The 21,385-nt window shown below is 61.5% G+C and carries 27 protein-coding genes; 22 read left to right on the top strand and 5 right to left on the bottom strand.

The features are described 5' to 3' along the window. Window position 1 precedes the first annotated feature (1 nt). From rplE to PMI40_RS05845, 18 genes are all read left to right on the top strand, one after another. Window positions 2–541, top strand: a complete 540-nt coding sequence (gene rplE / locus PMI40_RS05930; RefSeq protein ID WP_008113154.1) for a 50S ribosomal protein L5 — start codon at window positions 2–4, stop codon at window positions 539–541. A 7-nt stretch (window positions 542–548) separates the two neighbouring features. Continuing rightward, window positions 549–854 carry a 30S ribosomal protein S14 gene (gene rpsN, locus PMI40_RS05925; RefSeq protein ID WP_008113152.1) on the top strand — a complete coding sequence of 102 codons (306 nt, stop codon included), beginning with the start codon at window positions 549–551 and terminating at the stop codon, window positions 852–854. Window positions 855–868: 14 nt separating this feature from the next. Continuing rightward, complete coding sequence (gene rpsH, locus PMI40_RS05920; protein WP_008113150.1) at window positions 869–1,264, top strand: 30S ribosomal protein S8; 396 nt, start codon at window positions 869–871, stop codon at window positions 1,262–1,264. Window positions 1,265–1,274: 10 nt separating this feature from the next. After that, window positions 1,275–1,808: a 50S ribosomal protein L6 gene (rplF, locus tag PMI40_RS05915; RefSeq protein WP_008113148.1), complete on the top strand. Its 534-nt coding sequence runs from the start codon at window positions 1,275–1,277 to the stop codon at window positions 1,806–1,808. Window positions 1,809–1,820: 12 nt separating this feature from the next. Continuing rightward, window positions 1,821–2,183 carry a 50S ribosomal protein L18 gene (gene rplR / locus PMI40_RS05910; protein WP_008113146.1) on the top strand — a complete coding sequence of 121 codons (363 nt, stop codon included), beginning with the start codon at window positions 1,821–1,823 and terminating at the stop codon, window positions 2,181–2,183. A gap of 12 nt (window positions 2,184–2,195) precedes the next feature. Then, window positions 2,196–2,714, top strand: coding sequence for a 30S ribosomal protein S5 (gene rpsE, locus PMI40_RS05905; protein WP_008113144.1), 519 nt, complete (start codon window positions 2,196–2,198; stop codon window positions 2,712–2,714). 10 nt (window positions 2,715–2,724) lie between these two features. Continuing rightward, window positions 2,725–2,904 (top strand): 50S ribosomal protein L30, encoded by a 180-nt coding sequence (gene rpmD / locus PMI40_RS05900; protein ID WP_008113143.1) that lies wholly within the window; start codon window positions 2,725–2,727, stop codon window positions 2,902–2,904. 26 nt (window positions 2,905–2,930) lie between these two features. Beyond that, window positions 2,931–3,365 carry a 50S ribosomal protein L15 gene (gene rplO, locus PMI40_RS05895; protein ID WP_008113141.1) on the top strand — a complete coding sequence of 145 codons (435 nt, stop codon included), beginning with the start codon at window positions 2,931–2,933 and terminating at the stop codon, window positions 3,363–3,365. A 19-nt stretch (window positions 3,366–3,384) separates the two neighbouring features. Next, window positions 3,385–4,716 (top strand): preprotein translocase subunit SecY, encoded by a 1,332-nt coding sequence (secY, locus tag PMI40_RS05890; protein WP_008113138.1) that lies wholly within the window; start codon window positions 3,385–3,387, stop codon window positions 4,714–4,716. 96 nt (window positions 4,717–4,812) lie between these two features. After that, window positions 4,813–4,926, top strand: a complete 114-nt coding sequence (rpmJ, locus tag PMI40_RS05885; RefSeq protein ID WP_006464913.1) for a 50S ribosomal protein L36 — start codon at window positions 4,813–4,815, stop codon at window positions 4,924–4,926. Window positions 4,927–4,954: 28 nt separating this feature from the next. Beyond that, a complete protein-coding gene (gene rpsM, locus PMI40_RS05880; protein ID WP_040501720.1) occupies window positions 4,955–5,320 on the top strand; it encodes a 30S ribosomal protein S13 in 366 nt (121 codons plus the stop codon). A 51-nt stretch (window positions 5,321–5,371) separates the two neighbouring features. Continuing rightward, window positions 5,372–5,776, top strand: a complete 405-nt coding sequence (rpsK, locus tag PMI40_RS05875; protein ID WP_008113134.1) for a 30S ribosomal protein S11 — start codon at window positions 5,372–5,374, stop codon at window positions 5,774–5,776. A gap of 173 nt (window positions 5,777–5,949) precedes the next feature. After that, window positions 5,950–6,573 (top strand): 30S ribosomal protein S4, encoded by a 624-nt coding sequence (gene rpsD / locus PMI40_RS05870; protein ID WP_008113132.1) that lies wholly within the window; start codon window positions 5,950–5,952, stop codon window positions 6,571–6,573. A gap of 107 nt (window positions 6,574–6,680) precedes the next feature. Next, window positions 6,681–7,658, top strand: a complete 978-nt coding sequence (gene rpoA, locus PMI40_RS05865; RefSeq protein WP_008113130.1) for a DNA-directed RNA polymerase subunit alpha — start codon at window positions 6,681–6,683, stop codon at window positions 7,656–7,658. 147 nt (window positions 7,659–7,805) lie between these two features. Next, a complete protein-coding gene (gene rplQ, locus PMI40_RS05860; protein WP_008113128.1) occupies window positions 7,806–8,201 on the top strand; it encodes a 50S ribosomal protein L17 in 396 nt (131 codons plus the stop codon). 134 nt (window positions 8,202–8,335) lie between these two features. After that, the gene (cutA, locus tag PMI40_RS05855) at window positions 8,336–8,683 is read left to right on the top strand and encodes a divalent-cation tolerance protein CutA (protein WP_008113126.1); all 348 of its coding nucleotides are present in this window, start codon (window positions 8,336–8,338) and stop codon (window positions 8,681–8,683) included. Between the two features lie 31 nt (window positions 8,684–8,714). Beyond that, window positions 8,715–10,514, top strand: a complete 1,800-nt coding sequence (dsbD, locus tag PMI40_RS05850) for a protein-disulfide reductase DsbD (protein WP_008113124.1) — start codon at window positions 8,715–8,717, stop codon at window positions 10,512–10,514. A gap of 147 nt (window positions 10,515–10,661) precedes the next feature. Then, window positions 10,662–11,300, top strand: a complete 639-nt coding sequence (locus tag PMI40_RS05845) for a peroxiredoxin (protein WP_008113123.1) — start codon at window positions 10,662–10,664, stop codon at window positions 11,298–11,300. Window positions 11,301–11,345: 45 nt separating this feature from the next. Here the strand turns inward: PMI40_RS05845 and PMI40_RS05840 are convergent, their stop codons facing one another. Continuing rightward, the gene (locus PMI40_RS05840) at window positions 11,346–12,284 is read right to left on the bottom strand and encodes a LysR family transcriptional regulator (RefSeq protein ID WP_008113121.1); all 939 of its coding nucleotides are present in this window, start codon (window positions 12,282–12,284) and stop codon (window positions 11,346–11,348) included. Between the two features lie 201 nt (window positions 12,285–12,485). On the opposite strand from PMI40_RS05840, the gene PMI40_RS05835 reads away from it, so the two are divergent. The 3 genes from PMI40_RS05835 to PMI40_RS05825 all read left to right on the top strand — a co-directional run bounded on the left by PMI40_RS05835 (window position 12,486) and on the right by PMI40_RS05825 (window position 16,697). Continuing rightward, a complete protein-coding gene (locus PMI40_RS05835) occupies window positions 12,486–13,625 on the top strand; it encodes an iron-containing alcohol dehydrogenase (protein ID WP_008113119.1) in 1,140 nt (379 codons plus the stop codon). A 136-nt stretch (window positions 13,626–13,761) separates the two neighbouring features. Continuing rightward, window positions 13,762–15,351 carry an aldehyde dehydrogenase (NADP(+)) gene (locus PMI40_RS05830; protein WP_008113118.1) on the top strand — a complete coding sequence of 530 codons (1,590 nt, stop codon included), beginning with the start codon at window positions 13,762–13,764 and terminating at the stop codon, window positions 15,349–15,351. Between the two features lie 125 nt (window positions 15,352–15,476). Continuing rightward, entirely contained in the window at window positions 15,477–16,697 is a 1,221-nt protein-coding gene (locus PMI40_RS05825) for an ABC transporter substrate-binding protein (protein WP_040501724.1), read from the top strand. 119 nt (window positions 16,698–16,816) lie between these two features. Here PMI40_RS05825 and PMI40_RS05820 read toward each other — a convergent pair whose 3' ends face one another. The 4 genes from PMI40_RS05820 to yihA all read right to left on the bottom strand — a co-directional run bounded on the left by PMI40_RS05820 (window position 16,817) and on the right by yihA (window position 20,456). Further along, window positions 16,817–17,284, bottom strand: coding sequence for a carboxymuconolactone decarboxylase family protein (locus PMI40_RS05820; RefSeq protein ID WP_008113116.1), 468 nt, complete (start codon window positions 17,282–17,284; stop codon window positions 16,817–16,819). Window positions 17,285–17,397: 113 nt separating this feature from the next. Beyond that, window positions 17,398–18,363 carry an RNA polymerase sigma factor SigJ gene (sigJ, locus tag PMI40_RS05815; RefSeq protein WP_008113115.1) on the bottom strand — a complete coding sequence of 322 codons (966 nt, stop codon included), beginning with the start codon at window positions 18,361–18,363 and terminating at the stop codon, window positions 17,398–17,400. Window positions 18,364–18,373: 10 nt separating this feature from the next. Further along, the gene (hemB, locus tag PMI40_RS05810; RefSeq protein WP_008113114.1) at window positions 18,374–19,399 is read right to left on the bottom strand and encodes a porphobilinogen synthase; all 1,026 of its coding nucleotides are present in this window, start codon (window positions 19,397–19,399) and stop codon (window positions 18,374–18,376) included. Between the two features lie 292 nt (window positions 19,400–19,691). After that, a complete protein-coding gene (gene yihA, locus PMI40_RS05805) occupies window positions 19,692–20,456 on the bottom strand; it encodes a ribosome biogenesis GTP-binding protein YihA/YsxC (protein WP_008113113.1) in 765 nt (254 codons plus the stop codon). 199 nt (window positions 20,457–20,655) lie between these two features. Between yihA and PMI40_RS05800 the strand changes: the two genes are divergently transcribed. Beyond that, a complete protein-coding gene (locus PMI40_RS05800; RefSeq protein WP_008113111.1) occupies window positions 20,656–21,318 on the top strand; it encodes a cytochrome c in 663 nt (220 codons plus the stop codon). Window positions 21,319–21,385 lie beyond the last annotated feature (67 nt).

Raw genomic sequence — 21,385 nt, 5'->3', positions numbered from 1 at the left:
CATGGCACGTCTTCAAGAGTTTTATAAAGAAAAGGTCGTTGCCGACCTGACCGCGAAGTATTCGTACAAGTCGGTGATGGAAGTCCCGCGTATCCTGAAGATCACCCTGAACATGGGTCTGTCGGAAGCGGTTGCGGACAAGAAGATCATCGAACACGCCGTTGGCGACCTGACCAAGATCGCTGGCCAGAAGCCGGTCGTGACCAAGGCGCGCAAGGCGATCGCCGGGTTCAAGATCCGCGAAGGCTACCCGATCGGTTGCATGGTGACCCTGCGTGGCGCCCGCATGTACGAATTCCTGGATCGCTTCATCACTGTCGCGCTGCCGCGCGTTCGTGACTTCCGTGGCGTTTCCGGTCGTGCATTCGACGGTCGTGGCAACTACAACATCGGTGTGAAAGAGCAGATCATTTTCCCCGAAATCGAGTACGACAAGATCGATGCGCTGCGTGGTATGAACATCAGTATCACCACGACTGCCAAGACCGACGACGAAGCGAAAGCGCTCCTCGCCGCATTTAAATTCCCGTTCAGAAACTGAGGATGCCATGGCAAAACTGGCACTGATTAACCGCGAACAGAAGCGCGCCGACCTGGTGAAGAAGTATGCCGGCAAGCGTGCTGAGTTGAAGGCTGTTATCAACGATCAATCGAAGTCGGAAGAAGAGCGTTACGAAGCTCGCCTGAAGTTGCAGGCGCTGCCGCGTAACTCGGCTCCGACCCGTCAACGCAATCGTTGCGCCCTGACCGGTCGTCCCCGTGGCACCTTCCGCAAGTTCGGATTGGGCCGTATCAAGGTCCGTGAAATCGCCATGCGTGGCGAGATCCCGGGTTTGACCAAAGCTAGCTGGTAATAGGAGAACAAGCAATGAGTATGAGCGATCCTATCGCCGATATGCTGACCCGTATCCGCAATGCACAAGGCGTGAAAAAGACTACCGTCGCCATGCCTTCTTCCAAAGTGAAGGTTGCAATTGCCAACGTCCTCAAGGACGAGGGTTACATCGAGGATTTCGCTGTTGTCGACGCTGGCGGCAAGGCTGAATTGAAAATTGGTTTGAAGTATTACGCCGGTCGTCCGGTCATCGAACGCCTCGAGCGCGTGTCCCGTCCGGGCCTGCGTATCTACAAGGGCAAGGATGATATTCCGAACGTCATGAATGGCCTGGGTGTGGCGATTGTGTCCACTCCACGCGGCGTGATGACTGACCGCAAAGCACGCGCAACCGGTGTCGGTGGCGAAGTGATTTGCTACGTGGCCTAAGGAGTGCAATATGTCTCGTGTAGGTAAAATGCCTGTTGCACTGCCAAGCGGCGCGGAAGCGACCATCTCGGCAACAGCAATCACCGTCAAGGGCCCGCTGGGCTCGTTGACGCAAGCCCTGACCGGCAAGGTCAAGGTTGCAAACAACAATGGCTCGCTGACCTTCGAAGTGGCTGATGACAGCCGCGAAGCGAATGCGATGTCCGGTACCCTGCGTGCCCTGGTCAACAACATGGTCAACGGCGTCACCAAGGGCTTCGAAAGAAAGCTGCAATTGGTTGGCGTTGGTTTCCGTGCACAAGCTCAAGGCGACAAGCTGAACCTGTCGCTGGGCTTTTCGCACCCGATCGTGCACCAGATGCCTGCTGGTATCAAGGTTGAGACCCCGACACAGACCGAAATCCTGATCAAGGGTATCGATCGTCAGGTGGTCGGTCAGGTCGCCGCTGAGATTCGTGCTTACCGTGAACCCGAACCCTATAAGGGCAAGGGCGTGCGCTACAGCGACGAAGTGGTGACGCTCAAAGAAACCAAGAAGAAGTAATAGGGGTTGACGATGGACAAGAAACAATCTCGCCTGCGCCGTGCGACTCAGACTCGCGCCAAGATCGCAGAACTGAAGGTCAATCGCCTGGCCGTGCATCGCACCAATACGCACATCTACGCGAGCGTCATCGGTCCGGATTCCAACGTGCTGGCTTCGGCCTCGACACTGGAAGCCGAAGTGCGCGCCGAGCTGGCAGCACAGTCGGGCAATGGCGGCAACGCTGCTGCGGCTGCGCTGATCGGCAAGCGCGTCGCCGAAAAGGCCCTGAAGGCTGGCGTCACCGAAGTCGCTTTCGATCGCTCGGGTTTCCGTTATCACGGTCGCGTCAAGGCGCTGGCTGAGGCTGCGCGTGAAGCCGGCCTGAAGTTCTAAGGGATATTCATCATGGCAAAAATGCAATCGAAACAGCAAAGCGACAAGCCTGATGACGGCATGCGCGAAAAGATGATCGCGGTCAATCGCGTCACCAAGGTGGTGAAGGGCGGCCGTATCATGGGTTTCGCTGCGCTGGCAGTGGTTGGTGACGGCGATGGCCGCATCGGCATGGGCAAGGGCAAGTCGAAGGAAGTGCCAGTGGCCGTTCAGAAGGCGATGGAAGAAGCCCGTCGCAAGATGATCAAGGTCACGCTCAAGAATGGCACCCTGCACCACACGGTGCACGGCAAGCACGGCGCCTCGTCGGTGTTGATGTCGCCAGCCAAGGACGGTACTGGCGTTATCGCCGGCGGTCCGATGCGCGCGATCTTCGAAGTGATGGGCGTGACCAACGTGGTGGCAAAGTCGACTGGTTCGACCAACCCCTACAACATGGTACGTGCCACCCTCGACGGTCTGTCGAAGATGAACACTCCGGCTGAAGTTGCTGCCAAGCGCGGCAAGTCGGTCGAAGATATCCTGGGCTAAGGTGAATCAGATGTCGAACACAATCAAAGTTCAGCTGGTCAAGGGTCTGATCGGTACTCGTCAGGACCACCGCGCTACCGTGCGCGGTCTGGGTCTGCGTCGCGTCAACTCGGTGTCGGTCCTGGAAGATACCCCGTCGGTGCGCGGCATGATCAACAAAGTGTCCTATCTTGTGAAGGTTGTTTCGTAAGCGTCAGCTTGCGAACGGAGCAAATCATGGAATTAAACACAATCCAACCCGCAGAAGGCGCAAAGCACTACAAGCGTCGCGTCGGTCGTGGCATCGGTTCGGGTCTGGGTAAGACCTCCGGCCGTGGTCACAAGGGTCAGAAGTCGCGTTCGGGCGGTTTCCACAAGGTCGGTTTCGAAGGCGGTCAGATGCCTCTGCAACGTCGTCTGCCAAAGCGCGGTTTCAAGTCGCTGGCTACGCCGTACAAGGCTGAAGTTCGTCTGTCCGATCTGGAAAAGCTGCCAGTGGCAGAGATCGATGTATTGGCATTGAAGCAGGCCGGCCTGGTGTCGGAACTGGCTCGTGTCGTGCGCATCATCAAGGCCGGCGAATTGACCAAGAAAGTGACCGTCAAGGGACTGATCGCGACCAAGGGTGCCAAGGCTGCTATCGAAGCCGCTGGCGGTTCCATCGCTGAGTGATCCGGACCCGGAGCAATAATTGGCAACTACTCCTCAATTAGCGAAAGGCGCTGCCAAGGGTTTCCCTTGGAGTCGCCTGTGGTTCCTGCTGGGGGCGTTGATCGTCTATCGCATTGGTGCACATATCCCGGTTCCGGGTATCGATCCGACGCAATTGGCGCAATTGTTCAAGCAGAACCAGGGCGGCATCCTGGGCATGTTCAACATGTTCTCGGGTGGTGCACTGTCGCGTTTCACGATCTTCGCACTGGGGATCATGCCGTACATCTCGGCGTCGATCATCATGCAATTGCTGTCGGTGGTTTCGCCGCAGCTGGAAGCGCTGAAGAAAGAAGGAGAATCCGGGCGTCGCAAGATTACCCAGTACACGCGTTACGGCACCCTGGTGCTGGCAACGTTCCAGGCCTTGGGCATTGCGGTGGCACTCGAGTCGCAAGCTGGTCTGGTGCTGGATCCGGGTCTGGCGTTTCGCATGACGACGGTAGTGACCTTGGTGACCGGTACGATGTTCCTGATGTGGCTGGGTGAGCAGATCACCGAGCGTGGTCTGGGCAACGGTATCTCGATCATCATCTTCGCCGGTATCGCTGCAGGTTTGCCGAATGCTCTGGGTGGTTTGTTCGAGCTGGTTCGTACTGGTTCGATGAATGCGCTGTCGGCAATTCTGATCTGCGTGATCGTGGCGTTGGTGACGTTCCTGGTGGTGTTCATCGAACGCGGCCAGCGCAAGATCCTGGTGAACTATGCCAAGCGTCAGGTCGGTAACAAGATCTACGGTGGTCAAAGCAGTCACTTGCCACTGAAGCTGAACATGGCTGGCGTGATCCCGCCGATCTTCGCTTCGTCGATCATCTTGTTTCCAGCGACCATTACCAGCTGGTTTACGTCTGGCGACAGCTCGAATCCCTTCATTCGTTTCCTGAAGGATCTGGCAGCGTCGATGGCACCGGGTGAACCTATCCATGCCTTGCTGTATGCAGTTGCAATCGTGTTCTTCTGCTTTTTCTATACTGCGCTGGTGTTCAACAGCAAGGAAACGGCGGATAACCTGAAGAAGAGTGGTGCGTTTGTCCCGGGTATTCGACCGGGCGACCAGACGGCGCGTTATATCGACAAGATCTTGATGCGTCTTACATTGGCCGGTGCGGTTTATATCACCCTGGTCTGTCTGTTGCCCGAGTTCCTGATTGCCCGCTGGAAGGTACCGTTCTATTTTGGTGGCACCTCGCTGCTGATCATTGTGGTCGTGACGATGGACTTCATGGCCCAAGTGCAGAACTACGTAATGTCGCAGCAATATGAATCGTTACTCCGCAAGGCGAATTTCAAGGGTGGCATGACACCGCGTTAAGCGGTGGGTCACCCGGGGGAACGCGACAGGGAACGCTTAGTGTTCCGTGCCAAGTAACAGTGAATCGAACCTAGTATTGAAAGAAAGAGGGCCACAATGAAAGTGCTCGCATCAGTCAAGCGGATCTGCCGCAACTGCAAAATCATCAAGCGCAATGGCGTCGTTCGTGTGATCTGCACCGAACCCCGTCACAAGCAGCGCCAAGGTTAACTTAACGTTATTGATCGAGGAATAACGAATGGCACGTATTGCAGGGGTTAACATCCCCAACCATCAGCACACCGTCATCGGCTTGACCGCCATCTACGGTATCGGCCGTCCGCGCGCAGAGGATATCTGTGTTGCGACCGGCGTCCCGACCAACAAGAAGGTCAAGGACCTGGACGACAACGAACTCGAAAAGCTGCGTGACGAGATCGCCAAGTTCGTGGTCGAAGGCGATCTGCGCCGCGAGCTGTCCATGAACATCAAGCGTCTGATGGATCTGGGTTGCTATCGTGGTCTGCGTCACCGTCGCGGTCTGCCAGTGCGCGGCCAACGTACTCGCACCAACGCTCGTACTCGCAAGGGTCCGCGCAAGGCCGCTCAATCGTTGAAGAAATAATCCCGGCAGGCGCGTTGTCGCTAGTCACTGGTCGGATTCAAGGAAATCATTATGGCAAAAAGCCCCAATAACGCAGCAGCATCGCGTGTGCGTAAGAAAGTCAAGAAGAACGTCGCCGAAGGTATCGCGTTCGTTCACGCTTCGTTCAACAACACCATCATCACGATCACCGATCGCCAGGGCAACACCCTGTCGTGGGCGACCGCTGGCGGTGCTGGCTTCAAGGGTTCGCGCAAGTCGACTCCGTTCGCAGCCCAGGTCGCGGCTGAAACCGCAGGCAAGGTTGCGGTCGAATGCGGCATCAAGAACCTGGAAGTGCGCATCAAGGGCCCAGGCCCAGGCCGTGAATCCTCCGTGCGTGCGTTGAACAACCTGGGTATCAAGATCACCTTGATCCAGGACGTGACTCCGGTACCGCACAACGGCTGCCGTCCGCCGAAGCGTCGTCGTATCTAAGTTGTAGTATAATCTTGCGCTTTGCCGGATTCAGGCTGAAAAGCCCCGGCGAAAGCAACGGATTCCACCCGCCAACGACCTTGGCGGGTTTTGTTCTTAAGCCCACTGTCTGATTTCAAGCAGGTCAGACTAGCGTCCGGCAATTCGGGACGTCATTTATCAAAGGAAATACTGTGGCACGTTATATCGGACCAAAAGCAAAGCTCTCCCGCCGCGAAGGCACCGACCTGTTCCTCAAGAGCGCACGCCGCTCGCTGGACTCCAAGTGCAAGCTGGATTCCAAGCCAGGTCAACATGGTCGCACTTCGGGTGCCCGCACCTCCGACTACGGCAACCAATTGCGTGAAAAGCAAAAGGTCAAGCGCATGTACGGCGTTCTCGAGCGTCAGTTCCGCCGCTACTTCGCCGAAGCCGATCGTCGCAAGGGCAACACCGGTGAAAACCTGTTGAAGCTGCTGGAATCGCGCCTGGACAACGTCGTCTATCGCATGGGTTTCGGTTCGACCCGCGCCGAAGCACGCCAGCTGGTGTCGCACAAGGCCCTGACCGTGAACGGCAAGGTCGTCAACATCGCTTCGTACTCGGTCAAGGCTGGTGACGTCGTGGCCATCCGCGAAAAGGCCAAGAAGCAAGTGCGTATCGCTGAAGCCCTGTCGCTGGCAGAGCAATCCGGCTACCCATCGTGGGTGTCGGTTGACTCGAAGAAGCTGGAAGCTACCTTCAAGTCGTCGCCTGACCGCAGCGAAATCGCCAACGACGTCAACGAATCGCTGATCGTCGAATTGTATTCGCGTTAATTCCGGTAGCACGTAGTATCCCTGTGCCCACCCTTACGGTGGGCATTTTCCGATATGCCATCAGCCTTATCGGCGTAACGAGCCGAGGGTATTGAAAAGGACATTTCATGCAAAACAGTTTGTTGAAGCCCCGTATCATCGAAGTCGAAGCACTCGCCCCTGGCCATGCCAAGGTCGTCATGGAGCCGTTCGAGCGTGGCTATGGCCACACCCTGGGCAACGCGCTGCGCCGCGTCCTGCTCTCGACCATGACCGGCTATGCTCCGACCGAAGTGACCATCGCCGGTGTCGTGCACGAGTACTCGTCGCTGGACGGCGTTCAGGAAGACGTGGTTGACATCCTGTTGAACCTGAAGGGCGTTGTCTTCAAGCTGCACAACCGCGACGAAGTCACCCTGACCTTGAAGAAGGAAGGCGAAGGCGTGGTGCTGGCGTCGGACATCGACCTGCCGCACGATGTCGAGCTGATCAATCCCGATCACGTGATCGCCAACCTGACTGCCGGTGGCAAGCTGGACATGCAGATCAAGGTCGAGAAGGGCCGTGGCTACGTGCCGGGTAACGTGCGTCGCCTGTCCGAAGACACCAACAAGACCATCGGTCGCATCATCCTGGATGCATCGTTCTCGCCAGTGCGTCGTGTTTCCTACGCGGTCGAATCGGCGCGTGTGGAACAGCGTACCGACCTGGACAAGCTGGTCATCAACATCGAGACCAACGGCGTCATCACCCCGGAAGAAGCGATTCGCCAATCGGCGCGCGTGCTGGTCGACCAGCTCAACGTGTTCGCCGCACTGGAAGGTACCGAAGCGACTGCCGAAGCGCCATCGCGTGCGCCGCAGGTCGATCCTATCCTGCTGCGTCCGGTCGACGACCTGGAACTGACAGTGCGTTCGGCAAACTGCCTCAAGGCCGAAAACATCTACTACATCGGCGACCTGATCCAACGCAGCGAGAACGAACTGCTGAAGACCCCGAACCTGGGTCGCAAGTCGTTGAACGAAATCAAGGAAGTGCTGGCATCGCGCGGCCTGACCTTGGGCATGAAGCTGGAAAACTGGCCGCCAGCCGGCCTGGAAAAGTAATTGAAGTAGCCTGGAGTGATCGCCTGCGGTCACTCCGAGGCGGCAGTTGCAGTACCCGAGTACCAAACGTCGTCACCGGTCCGCGGTCTGCCCAACAGGCGCCGATAGAAGAACTGGATCAAAACTGTTATTTAAAAGGAAATTACCATGCGTCACCGTCACGGCCTTCGCAAGCTCAATCGTACTTCGTCCCACCGTCTGGCCATGTTGCGCAACATGACCGTTTCGCTGCTGCGCCACGAAGCCATCAAGACCACCCTGCCAAAGGCCAAGGAACTGCGCCGCGTTGTCGAGCCTATCCTGACCCTGGGCAAGACCGACACCCTGGCCAACAAGCGCCTGGCATTCAGCCGTCTGCGCGATCGCGAAATCGTGCTGAAGCTGTTCGCTGAACTGGGTCCGCGCTACGCCACCCGTAACGGCGGCTACCTGCGCATCCTGAAGATGGGTTTCCGTCAAGGCGACAATGCACCGATGGCCTACATCGAACTGCTGGATCGTCCGGAAGTCAGCGACGACGCAGAAGTGCCGACAGCCGAATAAGTTCGGTTGCCACCAGAAAAAGCCAGGCATTGCCTGGCTTTTTTGCATTTGCGCCAGGTGCGCGTCGAACAGCAGCGCAGCTGGCGCGCGGATATGGTTGAATACCGCATGTACCGCCATTGCGACCCATCGACATGACTTCTTCGCCCCTCAACCAGCCGTTGCTGGTGCTGACCAGCGTACCCGAGGCCGAGCTGGCCGAGCAGCTAGCGCGCTCGCTGGTGGAGCAACAGCTGGCCGCTTGCGTCAATATCCTGGCGCCGGTGGCATCGGTCTACAGGTGGGCCGGCAAGATCGAGCAGGCCACCGAGATCCCGCTGCTGATCAAGAGCACCCAGGCCCGCTATGCCGAACTGGAGCGCGCCATCCTGCGCGCACATCCTTACGATGTGCCGGAGATCGTCGTGCTGCCGGTGTCCGGCGGACTGGCGTCCTACCTGCAGTGGATGCGCGACGAGACCGCCGCCCCGCTGCAGACCTGAAGATGATACCGAGAACGAGCGACCGACCTGCATGAACAAGAATTCCAAGTTTAATCCCTCGCCCTGGGCATGCTGGTGGTGCCTGTGGACTTTGCTGATCTGCTGCTGGAGCGGCGCGGCCCGTGCCGATGACGACTACCTGGCGCCGGAGCAGGCGTTTCAACTGACCGCGCGAATGGTCGACGCCAATACCGCGCAGCTGGACTACAAGATCGCCGACGGCTATTACATGTACCGCGACCGCTTTCATTTCACGGCAACCGGCGCCACGCTGGGCCAGCCTGGGTTCCCTCCCGGCAAGACCAAGTACGACGAGAACTTCCAGAAAGAGGTCGAGACCTATCACGACGCCGTGCAGGCCAGCGTGCCGGTACGCGATGCCAATGGCGAATTCACCATCAGCGCGGTGTCGCAGGGCTGTGCCGACAAGGGCCTGTGCTATCCCCCAATGACACTGGTGGTGAAGTTGTCGCCCCAGGCGCTGGGGGTGGTCACGCGCGGCAGCGGCAGCGAACCCGCCAGTGTGCAGCCGGCCGTCGGCGGCGGCGATATCGCAGGCATTGCCTCGGTGCTCGAGGGCGGCCACCTGTGGAGCGTGCTGTCGCTGTTCTTCGTGCTGGGGATAGGGCTCTCGTTTACCCCCTGCGTGCTGCCGATGCTGCCGATCCTGTCGTCGATCATCGTCGGCCAGCACGGCACGGCGGCGCAGCCCGGCAAGGGCATGCGCAGCTTCCTGCTGTCGCTCGACTATGCATTGGGCATGGCGCTGGTCTACACCGCCCTGGGGGTGGCGGCCGGCATGTTGGGCGAAGGGCTGTCGGCCTACCTGCAGAATCCTTGGGTATTGGGCAGCTTCGCGCTGGTGATGGCCGGCCTGGCCCTGTCGATGTTCGACTTGTACCAGTTGCAGGTGCCGGCCGCGCTGCAGTCGCGATTGACCACCGCTTCCGGCGGTGGCAGCGGCACCTGGATCGGCGTGTTCGTGATGGGGGCGATCTCGGCCCTGATCGTCGGCCCTTGCGTAGCCGCGCCGCTGGCCGGTGCGCTGCTCTACATCAGCCAGAGCCGGGATGTGGTGCTGGGCGGCAGCGCCCTGTTTGCCATGGCCGCCGGCATGAGCGTGCCACTGTTGCTCATTGGCGCCTCGGCCGGCGCCCTGCTGCCGCGCGCCGGTGCCTGGATGGACAGTGTCAAGCGCTTCTTCGGTGTGTTGATGCTGGGCACGGCCTGGTGGATGCTCTCGCCGGTCATTGCCGACTGGCTGGCCATGCTGGGTTGGGCGGTACTGGGTATCGGCTATGGCGCCTACCTGGTATGGGGTGCCGGTGGTACCTGGGCCTGGCGCGGGCTGGGCCTGGCGTTTGCCGCACTCGGGCTGCTGCAGCTGGTCGGCCTGGCCAGCGGTGGCCGCGATCCGCTGGCGCCGCTGTCGCACCTGTCGCCGTCAGCCTCGGCCGGCGACACCGCCCATCCGGCTTTCGTACGGGTGCGCTCGGTGGCCGAGCTCGATGCGGCGCTGGCCCGGAACGCCGGTGGCCAACGACGCGCCGTGATGCTCGATTTCTATGCCGATTGGTGCGTCTCGTGCAAGGAGATGGAACGCTTCACGTTCACCGATGCACAGGTCCGCACGCGCATGGACCGCATGCTGCTGCTGCAGGTCGACGTCACCGCCAACAATGCAGACGACCGTGCCATGCTCAAGCGCTTCGACCTGTTCGGCCCCCCCGGGATCATGTTCTTCGATGCCGATGGCCGCGAGCAGGCGGGTCGTCGCGTGATCGGCTACCAGGATGCCGCGCGCTTCCTGCAGAGCCTGCCGGCCAGTTGAACGGCGCCATGCCCTCGCACCGGCAGCAGCGGGTAGCTGTCATTGCATAAGGTTATTTGGTTAAGCGTTAATAGTCGTTTGACTGGCACGGGCGGCAAGTTATAGTCACGATTCGATTTTCTTCAATCCTCGAACTGGGAGACCTCTATGACACTGCGACTGGGCGATACTGCGCCGGATTTCGAGCAAGAATCCTCGATCGGCAATCTCAAGTTCCACGAATGGGCAGGCGATTCCTGGGTCGTGCTGTTTTCCCATCCGGCCGACTTCACACCGGTGTGTACCACCGAACTGGGCCTGACCGCCAAGCTCAAGCCCGAATTCGACAAGCGCAATGTCAAGGCCATCGCGTTGTCGGTGGACGCCGCCGAGCAGCACACCAAGTGGATCAAGGACATCGAGGAGACGCAACAGACAGTGGTCGGTTTTCCGATCGTGGCCGACGTCGACAAGAAGGTCGCCGGCCTGTATGACATGATCCACCCGAACCAGTCCGAGACCGCCACCGTGCGCTCGCTGTTCGTGATCGATCCCAAGAAGAAGGTGCGCCTGATCATCACCTACCCGATGAGCACCGGTCGCAACTTCGACGAAGTACTGCGCGTGCTGGACGCGCTGCAACTGACCGATGGCTACACGGTGGCCACACCGGGCAACTGGAAGGACGGCGACGACGTGATCATCCCGCTGTCGGTCAAGGACGAGGAAGTCATCAAGCAGAAATACCCCAAGGGTTACAAGTCGCCACGTCCGTATCTGCGCATTACCCCGCAGCCGAACAAATAACGACCGCTCCCAGCAAGCTCGAGGCGCTCCCGCGGGAGCGCTTTTTTATTGCGCTACCACTTCGGCGAAGTCGGTGATGAACTGGCGCGCCATGGGCGAGAGCTGCGTGCCATGGCGCGTGACCAGCTGGTAGGGTTCGCTGCGGGTATGCAACTGCAGGGGCAGGATGCAGGTCATGCCGAAGCGGGTGCAGAACTGTGCCACGTCGACCGAGAGCAAGGCTACGAAATGCGGATTCTTCTGCAGCAACGATAGCGTGGTGAAGGCCGAGGTGGTCTCCATCAGGTGCAATGGGAAGCGCAGGTCGGCATCGTGGAATTCGCGTTCCAGCGATAGCCGCATCGGCATGTTGGCCGAGTACACCACCCAGCGCGAATCGGCCAGGTCGGCCAGTTGCAGTTCCTGGGCGTGGGCCAGCGGATGGTTGACGCTGGCCACGACGGCCAGTTGTTCATCGTGGATGTTGAAGGCGTCGTAGAGGTGCGGACGCTGGCTGATGCTGGTGCGGCAGATGGCCATGTCGAGCCGTCCCTGGTCCAGCAGCCGCAGCAGGCGCGCGCTGGTGTCCTCGACGATCTGCACCGACAGCGTCGGGCGTTTTTCGAGCAGTTGCGTCAGGGCATCGGTGAGCAGCGGCACGGCGCCCATGATGGTGCCCACCGCCAGGCGCCCGCCATTGCCTTGCATGATGGAAAGCATTTCTTCGCGCAAGTGCGTCAGGTCGGTCTGGATCAGCCGCGCATAGCGAATGACGCAATGCCCAAGGTCGGTCGCCTCCAGCCCGCGATTGGTGCGCACGAACAGCTGCGCGCCCAGCGTGCTTTCGATCTCCTGCAGCGCCTTGCTGGCGCCGGGCTGGGTCAGGGCCACCTGCTCGGCCGCCTTGAGCAGCGAGCCATGGTCCGACAGGGCAATCAGCAGGCGCAATTGGCGCAGGTGCAGGCGCGAGGTGATCGACGCCAGCGATGGCAGCGTGGCTTGCATGGCAACCTTTCACGATAAAAGCCTAAGTATGACTGTTGGTTATACCCATATCAACAGCTCTCATTAGCCAACGGCGTTTCATTGGCATACAGTCTGGCATTCAAAAGCAGGGCACCAGAAGAAAAGGCTGGCTGCGGCGCGTGACCGGCAGCCGGGCCGTCAGCTCCCGTCCTGGAGACATCTATAAATCAAGGCTATGTGATGGCACTCATCAATTACATTACCCAAGTGCAGTTCGACTTTGGCGCGCTGGCATTGCTGCAGCAGGAATGCGACCGCATCGGCATCAAGCGGCCGCTGGTGGTCACCGACATGGGCATCCGCAACGCCGGCATCCTGGATCGCGTGCTGGGACAGCTCAAGGATGGCAATGCCGTGCGGGTGTTCGACCAGACGCCTCCCAACCCCAACGAAAACGCAGTGCGAGCGGCCGTGGCAATGTTCCGCGAGGCCGACTGCGACGGCATCATCGCCGTCGGCGGCGGCTCGTCGATCGACCTGGCCAAGGGCGTGGCGGTGTGCGGCACCCACGAAGGTCCATTGAAGTCGTTCGCGTTGATCGAAGGCGGCCTGTCCAACATCACGGCCAAGACCGCGCCGGTGATCGCCGTTCCCACCACCGCCGGCACCGGCAGCGAAGTCGGGCGTGGCGCCATCCTGATCCTGGACGATGGCCGCAAGGTCGGTGTGCTGTCGCCCTACCTGGTGCCGCGACTGGCCATTTGCGACCCGGAGCTGACGTTGGGCCTGCCGCCGTTGATGACCGCCGCCACCGGCATGGACGCCATCGCCCACTGCCTGGAAACCTTCATGGCGCCGTCGTTCAACCCGCCGGCCGACGGCATTGCGCTCGATGGCCTGTGGCGCGCCTGGGCGCACATCGAACGCGCCACCCGCGAGCCGGGCGACCGCGAGGCGCGACTGAACATGATGAGCGCCTCGATGCAGGGCGCCATGGCGTTCCAGAAGGGCCTGGGATGCGTGCACAGCCTGTCGCACTCGCTGGGCGGCATCAATCCCAAGCTGCATCACGGCACGCTCAACGCGATCTTCCTGCCGGCCATCGTCGAATTCAATGCGCCCGCCGAGACCGTGGTCAAGGACCAGAAACTGGCGCGCATCGCCCATGCGATGGGGCTCAAGGACGCCGCCGCCATCGGTCCGGCGATCAAGGACATGAGCGCCCGCCTGGGCCTGCCGGCCGGGCTGGCCGAGCTGGGTGTGAGCAGCGACATGTATCCCGCGATCATCAAGGGGGCGCTGGCCGATCATAGCCACAAGACCAACCCGCGCGTGGCATCGGAACAGGACTACGAACGCATGCTGCAGCAATCCATGTGATGCCACACAATACGCCCTGCGCGGCATGCCGCGCAGATAGATGAGATCGATCCAGGGCCGTCTCCGCTCGCGCGGACGCGGCCTCTTTGCCCGTTCCGCAACGCGGGACGCACCAACAACATAGCAGGAGCACAACGTGAGCATTCAGATTCTGGGACACAACTACATCGGCGGACAACGTAGCGGCGAGGGCGAGGTCCAGCTGCATAGCGTTGACGCTACCAGCGGCGCCCTGTTCGAGACCCCCTTCGTGACCGCCACCGAAAAGGAAGTGGCAGCCGCGGTGCATGCCGCCGAGCAAGCCTATCCGACCTATCGCGCTACTACCTCGGCCCAGCGCGCCGCATTCCTGGAAGCCATCGCCGACGAGATCGACGCCCTGGGGGACGACTTCATTGCCGCCGTTTCGCGCGAAACGGCGTTGCCGGCGGCTCGCCTGACCGGTGAGCGCAGCCGCACCAGCAACCAGATGCGCCTGTTCGCCAAGGTAGTGCGTCGGGGCGACTTCTATGGCGCCCGCATCGACAGCGCGCTGCCCCAGCGCCAACCGCTGCCGCGCCCGGATATCCGCCAGTACAAGATCGGGGTGGGGCCGGTGGCCGTGTTCGGCGCCAGCAACTTCCCGCTGGCGTTCTCGGTGGCCGGTGGCGATACCGCCGCCGCACTGGCTGCCGGCTGCCCGGTGGTATTCAAGGCGCACACCGGTCACCTGGTGACGTCCGAACTGGTGGCCGATGCCATCGAGCGCGCGGTCAGGAAGAGCGGCGTGCCGGCCGGCACCTTCAACATGATCTATGGCGATCGGGTGGGGGCACAACTGGTCAAGAGCGCCGGTATCCAGGCAGTGGGCTTTACCGGTTCGCTGCGTGGCGGACGCGCCTTGTGCGACATGGCCGCGGCCCGTCCGCAACCGATTCCCGTATTTGCGGAGATGTCGAGCATCAATCCCATCATCCTGCTGCCCGAGGCATTGAAGGTGCGTGGCGACGCCATCGCCAAGGACCTGGCCGCGTCGGTGGTGGTCGGTTGCGGCCAGTTGTGCACCAACCCGGGTTTGCTCATGGGCGTGCGCTCGCCTGAACTGACCGCTTTCATCGAGCAATTGTCGGCCGCGGTGTCGGGCCAGTCGCCTGCCACGATGCTCAACAGCGGCGGCCTGTCGCACTACAACAGCGGCGTGGCACGCCTGACGCAACTGCCGGGTGTGAAGGTCATCGCCGCCGGTGGCAGCAGTTATACCCAGGCCGTGCCGCACCTGTTCAAGGCCGACGCCGCCTTGCTGTTTTCCAAGGAAGCGCCGCTGGAAGAAGAAGTCTTCGGGCCCTCGACCGTGATCGTCGAGCTGGAAAGCCGCGAGCAGTTGATCGACTTCGCCGCCAACATGCATGGCCAGCTGACCGCGACGCTGCAGGCCGAGATCGGTGACTTGCAGGGCAACCAGGATCTGATTGCCCTGCTCGAGCAGAAGGCCGGCCGCCTGCTGCTCAACGGCTATCCGACCGGCGTCGAGGTATGCGACGCGATGGTCCATGGCGGACCCTATCCGGCGACCTCGGACGCGCGCGGCACTTCGGTGGGCACGCTGGCCATCGAGCGTTTCCTGCGTCCGGTGTGCTACCAGAACTATCCGGACTCGATGCTGCCGGTGCCGCTGCAGAACGCCAATCCGCTGGGCCTGTTGCGCCTGGTCGACGGCGAGCAGACGCGCGCGGCCATCGGCGCCTGACACCGGCCCCGGATGGGCGCAGAGGTGCGCGCGTCCGGGCCGCAGTGGTACCGCAGGACACTATAAGAATTCAAACAGGCGGCGGCACATGTCGTCGCTATTCACACCCCCAGGAGGAGACCTTGTTGCATTCATCCATCAGGCGCGCGGCCATGTCGCTGGCCGTCTCTGCATCGCTGTGCGCGGCGTTTGGCGCCATCACCCCGGCCCACGCGGCCGGTGACACCATCAAGATCGGTTTCATTACCGACATGTCCGGTACCTACGCCGACTTCGATGGCCAGGGCGGCGTCGAGGCCATCCGCATGGCCATCGCCGATGCCGGCGGCAGCATCAACGGCAAGAAGATCGAGCTGGTCTTCGCCGACCACCAGAACAAGGCCGATATCGCCGCCAACAAGGCGCGCGAATGGTTCGACCGCGACGGCGTGGACATGCTCGTCGGTGGAGTCAACTCGGCCGCCAGCCTGGCCATGGGCAAGGTCGCCGGCGAAAAGAAGAAGGTCTTCATCTCGGTCGGTGCCGGCACCACCCGCCAGACCAATGAAGAATGCAATGCCTACACCATCCAGTATGCCTATGACACCACGGCACTGGCGCGTGGCACCGGCGCGGCCATCACCAGGCAGGGCGGCAAGTCGTGGTACTTCCTCACGGCCGACTATGCCTTCGGCACTTCGCTGGAAAAAGACACCAGCGAAGTCGTCAAGTCGGCCGGCGGCACCGTCGTCGGCCAGACCCGGGTGCCATTGGCGACCTCGGATTTCTCGTCCTTCCTGTTGCAGGCGCAGTCCTCCAAGGCCCAGATCCTGGGGCTGGCCGTGGCCGGCGGCGACGTCATCAACGCCATCAAGGCAGCCAACGAGTTCGGCGTCAACAAGACCATGAAGCTGGCCGGCCTGCTCATCTTCATCAACGACACCCATTCGCTGGGCCTGCAGGTCACGCAGGGGATGTACCTCACCGACGGCTGGTACTGGGACCTGAACGACCGGTCGCGCGCCTGGGCCAATCGCTACTTCGGCAAGATGAAGAAGATGCCATCGATGTTCCAGGCCGGCGACGCCTCGGCCGTGGGCCAGTACCTCAAGGCGGTCAAGGCGGTCGGCGGCACCGAACCCGACAAGATCATGGACTACCTGCGCAGCAACAGGATCAACGACTTCTTTACCAGCAACGGCGTGGTGCGTCCCGACGGCCGCATGGTGCACGACATGTACCTGATGGAAGTCAAGAAACCATCCGAGTCAAAGCGCCCATGGGATTACTACAAGCTGGTGCAGACCATTCCCGGTGACCAGGCCTACATGACCAAGGCCGAATCGAAGTGCGCCCTGTGGAAATAGGGCGGTAACGGTGGACAGGCAGGCGCCCCCGGTGGCGCGCCTGCACGATTTCTGAGCAACAAGTCTGATGTGGATCGGACCATGTTCAACGCATTCCGGGCGACCGGAGTGCGTTTTTTTTATGCAGGCATGCGTCGCTGCACCTGCGGGCGCATCGATACCCCGAGGCGATTCCAGGCATTGATGGTCGCCACCGCAAAGCCTAGGTAGGCGATCTGGGTCTCGTCGAAATGCTGCTGCAGCAGCGCGAAGGCGGCGTCGGCATTGGCGTCGCTGGCCAGGCGCAGGTCGGTGAAGCACTCGGCCCAGTTCAGCGCGGCCCGCTCCTGCTCGCTGAAGAACGGGATCTCGCGCCAGGCCGCCAGCGTGTTGAGGCGTTGCTGGTCTTCACCTGCCTTGAGCAGGTCATGCGCATGCATGTCGACGCAGAAGGCGCAGCCATTGACTTGCGACACCCGCAGGAAGACCAGTTCCAGCAGCTTGGGGTCGACGCCACCCTGGTGGATCACTTCGCTGAGCTTGTAGAGGGCATTGAAGGCAGGGGCCGCCAGCTTGGCGTAGGGCAGGCGTTGCTTGAAGTCGGACATGGCAAATCTCCAGTGGTTGAATGAGTCGACCCGGCGCGTTGTCGCCGGGGTTCATCCATAAGACGGAGGGCCGTGTCGGGTTGTGACAGTTTCCTTGGAAAAAACCGAAAAAATCAGGCCGGTGCCTGGCGCGCGATGGCCGCCAGCTTGTCGGGGTTGCGCACCACGTAGATATCGACGATGCGTTCGCCATCGGTTTCCAGTACCTGCGCCGATTCGAGCTTGCCGTCGACATAGCGCAACAGGCCAGGGCCGCCATTGATATGGGCGGCGCGATACGTAATGCGCCCGCCCAGCCGTCGCATGTTGGCGTAGTACAGCCACGAGATGCGCTCGCCCCCGGCCAGCGGATGCGGGAAAGAACTGACCTTGCCGCCACCGTCGCCGACCAGGCGTGCATCTTCGGCCAGCAGGCCGAGCAGGGCCTCGCGTTCGCCGCTCTGGGCGGCCACCATGAATTTCTGCAGCAGGGTTTGCTGCCGCTGGTGCGAGACTTGCGTCGAGGGCGCGCGCAAGGGGCGCCGCGGGTCGCCGGCGCCTTCGCCATGGCGGGCCAGGCGCTCCCGGGCGCGATGCACCAGCTGGCGGCAACTGGCCTGGCTTTTTTGCAGGATCACGGCAATGTCGGGGTAGTCATGGTCGAACACTTCGCGCAGCAGGAAGGCGGCGCGCTCCTCGGGCTTGAGACGCTCCAGCAACAGCAGGTAGGCAAAGGACACATCGCTGTGCTGCTCCAGCAACGATTCGGGGGAGGGTGCCGTAAGCGCCATGCCGGTGTCGATATCGATGGCCACGCCCTCATCGTGGATGTCCACCAGCGGCTCCGGCAGCCAGTGGCCGACATACGACATGCGTTCCTGGCGGGCCTGGCGCAGGCGATCGATGCACAGGCGGGTCACCACCGTGACCAGCCAGGCCTGGGGTGACTGCAGCTGCGCCTGGTCTTGCCCGTGCCAGCGCAGCCAGGCGTCCTGCAGCACGTCTTCGGCGTCGCTGCGCGTGCCAAGCATGCGATAGGCCACGCCGAACAGGCGTGGTCGGTTGCGGGTGAACTGGTCGAGATCGGCGCCCGAGGTCATCTGGCCCGGGTCAGCCCTGGCGCAGCTTGCGCGCGATGTCCAGCGCGAAGTAGGTCAGCACGCCGTCGGCGCCGGCGCGCTTGAAGGCCATCATCGCTTCCATCATGGTCTTGTCGTGATCCAGCCAGCCGTTTTGCGCGGCCGCCTTGATCATCGCGTATTCGCCACTGACCTGGTAGGCAAAGGTCGGCACGCGGAACTCGTCCTTGACCCGGCGCACGATATCCAGGTACGGCATGCCGGGCTTGACCATCACCATGTCGGCGCCCTCGGCCAGGTCCAGCGCCACTTCACGCAGGGCCTCGTCGCTGTTGGCCGGATCCATCTGGTAGGTGGCCTTGCTGCCACTGCCCAGGTTGGCCGCCGAACCCACCGCATCGCGGAACGGACCGTAGAAGGCCGAGGCATACTTGGCCGAGTAGGCCATGATGCGGGTGTGGATATGGCCGCGCGCTTCCAGCATCGAACGGATGGCGGCGATGCGGCCATCCATCATGTCCGAAGGCGCCACCACATCGACGCCGGCATCGGCCTGGGTTTGCGCCTGGCCGATGAGCAACTCGATGGTCTGGTCGTTGAGGATGTAGCCGTTGGCATCCAGCACGCCGTCCTGGCCATGGCTGGTATACGGGTCCAGCGCAACGTCGCACAGTACGCCCAGTTCCGGGAACCGCTCCTTGAGCGCCCGCACCACGCGCGGCACCAGGCCGTCCGGATTGGTGGCTTCGATGCCATCGGGGGTCTTCAGGGCGGTGTCGATCACCGGGAACAGCGCCAGCACCGGGATACCCAGCTTCACGCAGTCCTCGGCCACCGGCAGCAACGCGTCGAGCGACAGGCGTTCGACGCCTGGCAGCGAAGCCACCGGCGTGCGCAGGTTCTGCCCTTCCTGCACAAAGACCGGATAGATCAGGTCGGACGGGGTAATCACGTTTTCCTGCATCAGGGCGCGCGAAAACGCGTCGCGACGCATGCGACGCATACGCAGGGCGGGGTAGGCGGCGTGGGCTTGGGAGCGGCTATGGGAAGCTGGCATGGCAATCTCTACATACTGATTTGTCGTCAATGGACGGTAACTTCAAATAAATTCGATGAAATCACCCCTAAATTACGAAAATTGCGGATCTGGAGCAAAATCCGAAACTTTCCTTTTGGAGTCCCATCTTACGTGTGGGCAATTCGTTGCCTCCCGCTTCCCCTTCCCTCCCTGAGCGGGGCCGCTCGTGCAATCGAGAGGCGTTGGGCCCTGGAGATTGTTCCCCTTTCTCCAGGGCTTTTTTTTGTCTGCGGGGTTCAAATCGGTAGTTCGCCGGTCCAGTCGATTCTAATCACGAAGCTGGCTGGTCGCCTTGCGCTGCATCAGCCTGGGCGTGCCGGCCTTGGTCATCGTCGTGTTCGTCGCCTGGCGGGTGGCCGCCTTCGGCAGGCTCGCCGGTCAGGCCCGCCAGTTCCAGGATCCGGTCATTGGCTTCTTCCAGTCCAACCCGCTTGAGCGACGAGAACAACTGCGCCGTAAACGGGAACGGATTGCCATCGGCATCGACATAGCTGGCCAGGTAGGTGCGGGCCTGGGCCAGCGCCTTGGTGGCGTCGTTGCGATTGAGCTTGTCGCACTTGGACAACAGGCAATGAATGGGCTTGCCGGTCGGTGCGAACCACTCGATCATCTGGATATCGAGTTCGGTGAAGGGCCGGCGCGAATCGACGATCAGCACCAGCGCCGCCAGTTGTTGTCGATGCCGCACATAGTCGCCCAGCAGCGCCTGCCAGTGATGCTTGGCCGAGCCGGATACCTCGGCATAGCCGTAACCGGGCAGGTCGACCAGCAGCGCGCGGATTTCGTCCGGGCGCGCGACGTCGTTGCGGTGCTGCCCGACGTGGGCGCCGCCGATCGAGAAATAATTGATGTGCTGGGTGCGGCCGGGCGTCTTGGAGGCAAACGCCAGTCGCTTCTGGTTGCACAGCACGTTGATCGCGGTGGACTTGCCGGCATTGGAGCGTCCGGCAAAGGCGACCTCCGCGATGTCGGTCTTGGGCAGGTCCCGCAGATGATTGATGGTGTTGAAAAAGCGGGCTTGCCAAAGTTGCGACATGGTGGGGAGGGAAATTGAAAGAGGGGAAAAACGCGGAAAACCTATTGTACAATGGGCCGCTACCTCTTGCTGTGTTGCGCCGGATCAACAAAAAATGGCGGCCGTTGGAGACAGGTCAAATGACCAGCAAAAGGTATGGGGGCAGCCAGCCGCCAAACGGGCAAAATCTTCCAATTCACAATAAGTACTAGGGTGACGAATGAACCGTGCCTTTTCCCCATTGTTGCAAACCTTGTTTGTTGCATCGCTGGCAGTAGCATCCCCCGCACATGCAGCCGACCCCAAGACGCCACCCGCGAAGGCCGACCCGGCCAAGGGCGAGGCGCTCTACACCAACGGCGACAACACCCGCAACATCGTCGCCTGCGTGTCGTGTCATGGTGCCGCTGGCAACTCGACCATCACGCAAAATCCCAGGCTGGCCGGGCAGCACGAAGCCTACATCGCCAAGCAACTGGGCAATTTCCGAACCCCCGAGCGCAACAACCCGGTCATGTCGCCGCTGGCCAAGGCCTTGTCCGACGAGGACATCAAGAACCTTGCCGCCTATCTGGTGACCCAGGCGCCCAAGCCGGGCGCGGCCAGGAACAAGGACACCATCGACCTGGGCAAGCAGATCTTCCGCGGTGGCATTGCGGCCAAGAACGTGCCGGCCTGCGCTGGCTGCCATAGCCCCAACGGCGCCGGCATCCCCGCCCAGTATCCGCGCCTGGCCGGCCAGCACCAGGACTACACGGTGGCCCAGTTGACCGCGTTCCGAGGCGGTGCGCGCAACAATAGCGCGCAGATGACTACCATTGCCGAGCGCCTGTCGGACAAGGAAATCAAGGCGGTGGCCGACTACATCGCCGGTTTGCGCTGATCGACATTCGCCGAGCTCTACCGGGAGGCGGCGCCATGCCGCCTCTTTTTTTGCCGCCGCGCCGGCG

The sequence above is a fragment of the Herbaspirillum sp. YR522 genome, assembly GCF_000282575.1.
Taxonomy (GTDB): Bacteria; Pseudomonadota; Gammaproteobacteria; order Burkholderiales; family Burkholderiaceae_D; genus Herbaspirillum.
Note: the sequence above shows the minus strand (reverse complement) of the source record. Positions and strands in the feature narration are given on the sequence as shown.

Coding starts and splice junctions, on each gene's coding strand:
- dsbD (WP_008113124.1), top strand. CDS start 8,715: ATGAACAAGAATTCCAAGTTTAATCCCTCGCCCTGGGCATGCTGGTGG.
- yihA (WP_008113113.1), bottom strand. CDS start 20,456: ATGTCGCAACTTTGGCAAGCCCGCTTTTTCAACACCATCAATCATCTG.
- rplF (WP_008113148.1), top strand. CDS start 1,275: ATGTCTCGTGTAGGTAAAATGCCTGTTGCACTGCCAAGCGGCGCGGAA.
- rplR (WP_008113146.1), top strand. CDS start 1,821: ATGGACAAGAAACAATCTCGCCTGCGCCGTGCGACTCAGACTCGCGCC.
- rpmJ (WP_006464913.1), top strand. CDS start 4,813: ATGAAAGTGCTCGCATCAGTCAAGCGGATCTGCCGCAACTGCAAAATC.
- rpsH (WP_008113150.1), top strand. CDS start 869: ATGAGTATGAGCGATCCTATCGCCGATATGCTGACCCGTATCCGCAAT.
- cutA (WP_008113126.1), top strand. CDS start 8,336: ATGACTTCTTCGCCCCTCAACCAGCCGTTGCTGGTGCTGACCAGCGTA.
- PMI40_RS05800 (WP_008113111.1), top strand. CDS start 20,656: ATGAACCGTGCCTTTTCCCCATTGTTGCAAACCTTGTTTGTTGCATCG.
- sigJ (WP_008113115.1), bottom strand. CDS start 18,363: ATGACCTCGGGCGCCGATCTCGACCAGTTCACCCGCAACCGACCACGC.
- PMI40_RS05835 (WP_008113119.1), top strand. CDS start 12,486: ATGGCACTCATCAATTACATTACCCAAGTGCAGTTCGACTTTGGCGCG.
- rpsE (WP_008113144.1), top strand. CDS start 2,196: ATGGCAAAAATGCAATCGAAACAGCAAAGCGACAAGCCTGATGACGGC.
- rpoA (WP_008113130.1), top strand. CDS start 6,681: ATGCAAAACAGTTTGTTGAAGCCCCGTATCATCGAAGTCGAAGCACTC.
- PMI40_RS05840 (WP_008113121.1), bottom strand. CDS start 12,284: ATGCAAGCCACGCTGCCATCGCTGGCGTCGATCACCTCGCGCCTGCAC.
- hemB (WP_008113114.1), bottom strand. CDS start 19,399: ATGCCAGCTTCCCATAGCCGCTCCCAAGCCCACGCCGCCTACCCCGCC.
- rpsK (WP_008113134.1), top strand. CDS start 5,372: ATGGCAAAAAGCCCCAATAACGCAGCAGCATCGCGTGTGCGTAAGAAA.
- rpsN (WP_008113152.1), top strand. CDS start 549: ATGGCAAAACTGGCACTGATTAACCGCGAACAGAAGCGCGCCGACCTG.
- rplQ (WP_008113128.1), top strand. CDS start 7,806: ATGCGTCACCGTCACGGCCTTCGCAAGCTCAATCGTACTTCGTCCCAC.
- rplO (WP_008113141.1), top strand. CDS start 2,931: ATGGAATTAAACACAATCCAACCCGCAGAAGGCGCAAAGCACTACAAG.
- PMI40_RS05845 (WP_008113123.1), top strand. CDS start 10,662: ATGACACTGCGACTGGGCGATACTGCGCCGGATTTCGAGCAAGAATCC.
- rpsM (WP_040501720.1), top strand. CDS start 4,955: ATGGCACGTATTGCAGGGGTTAACATCCCCAACCATCAGCACACCGTC.
- PMI40_RS05820 (WP_008113116.1), bottom strand. CDS start 17,284: ATGTCCGACTTCAAGCAACGCCTGCCCTACGCCAAGCTGGCGGCCCCT.
- rplE (WP_008113154.1), top strand. CDS start 2: ATGGCACGTCTTCAAGAGTTTTATAAAGAAAAGGTCGTTGCCGACCTG.
- rpmD (WP_008113143.1), top strand. CDS start 2,725: ATGTCGAACACAATCAAAGTTCAGCTGGTCAAGGGTCTGATCGGTACT.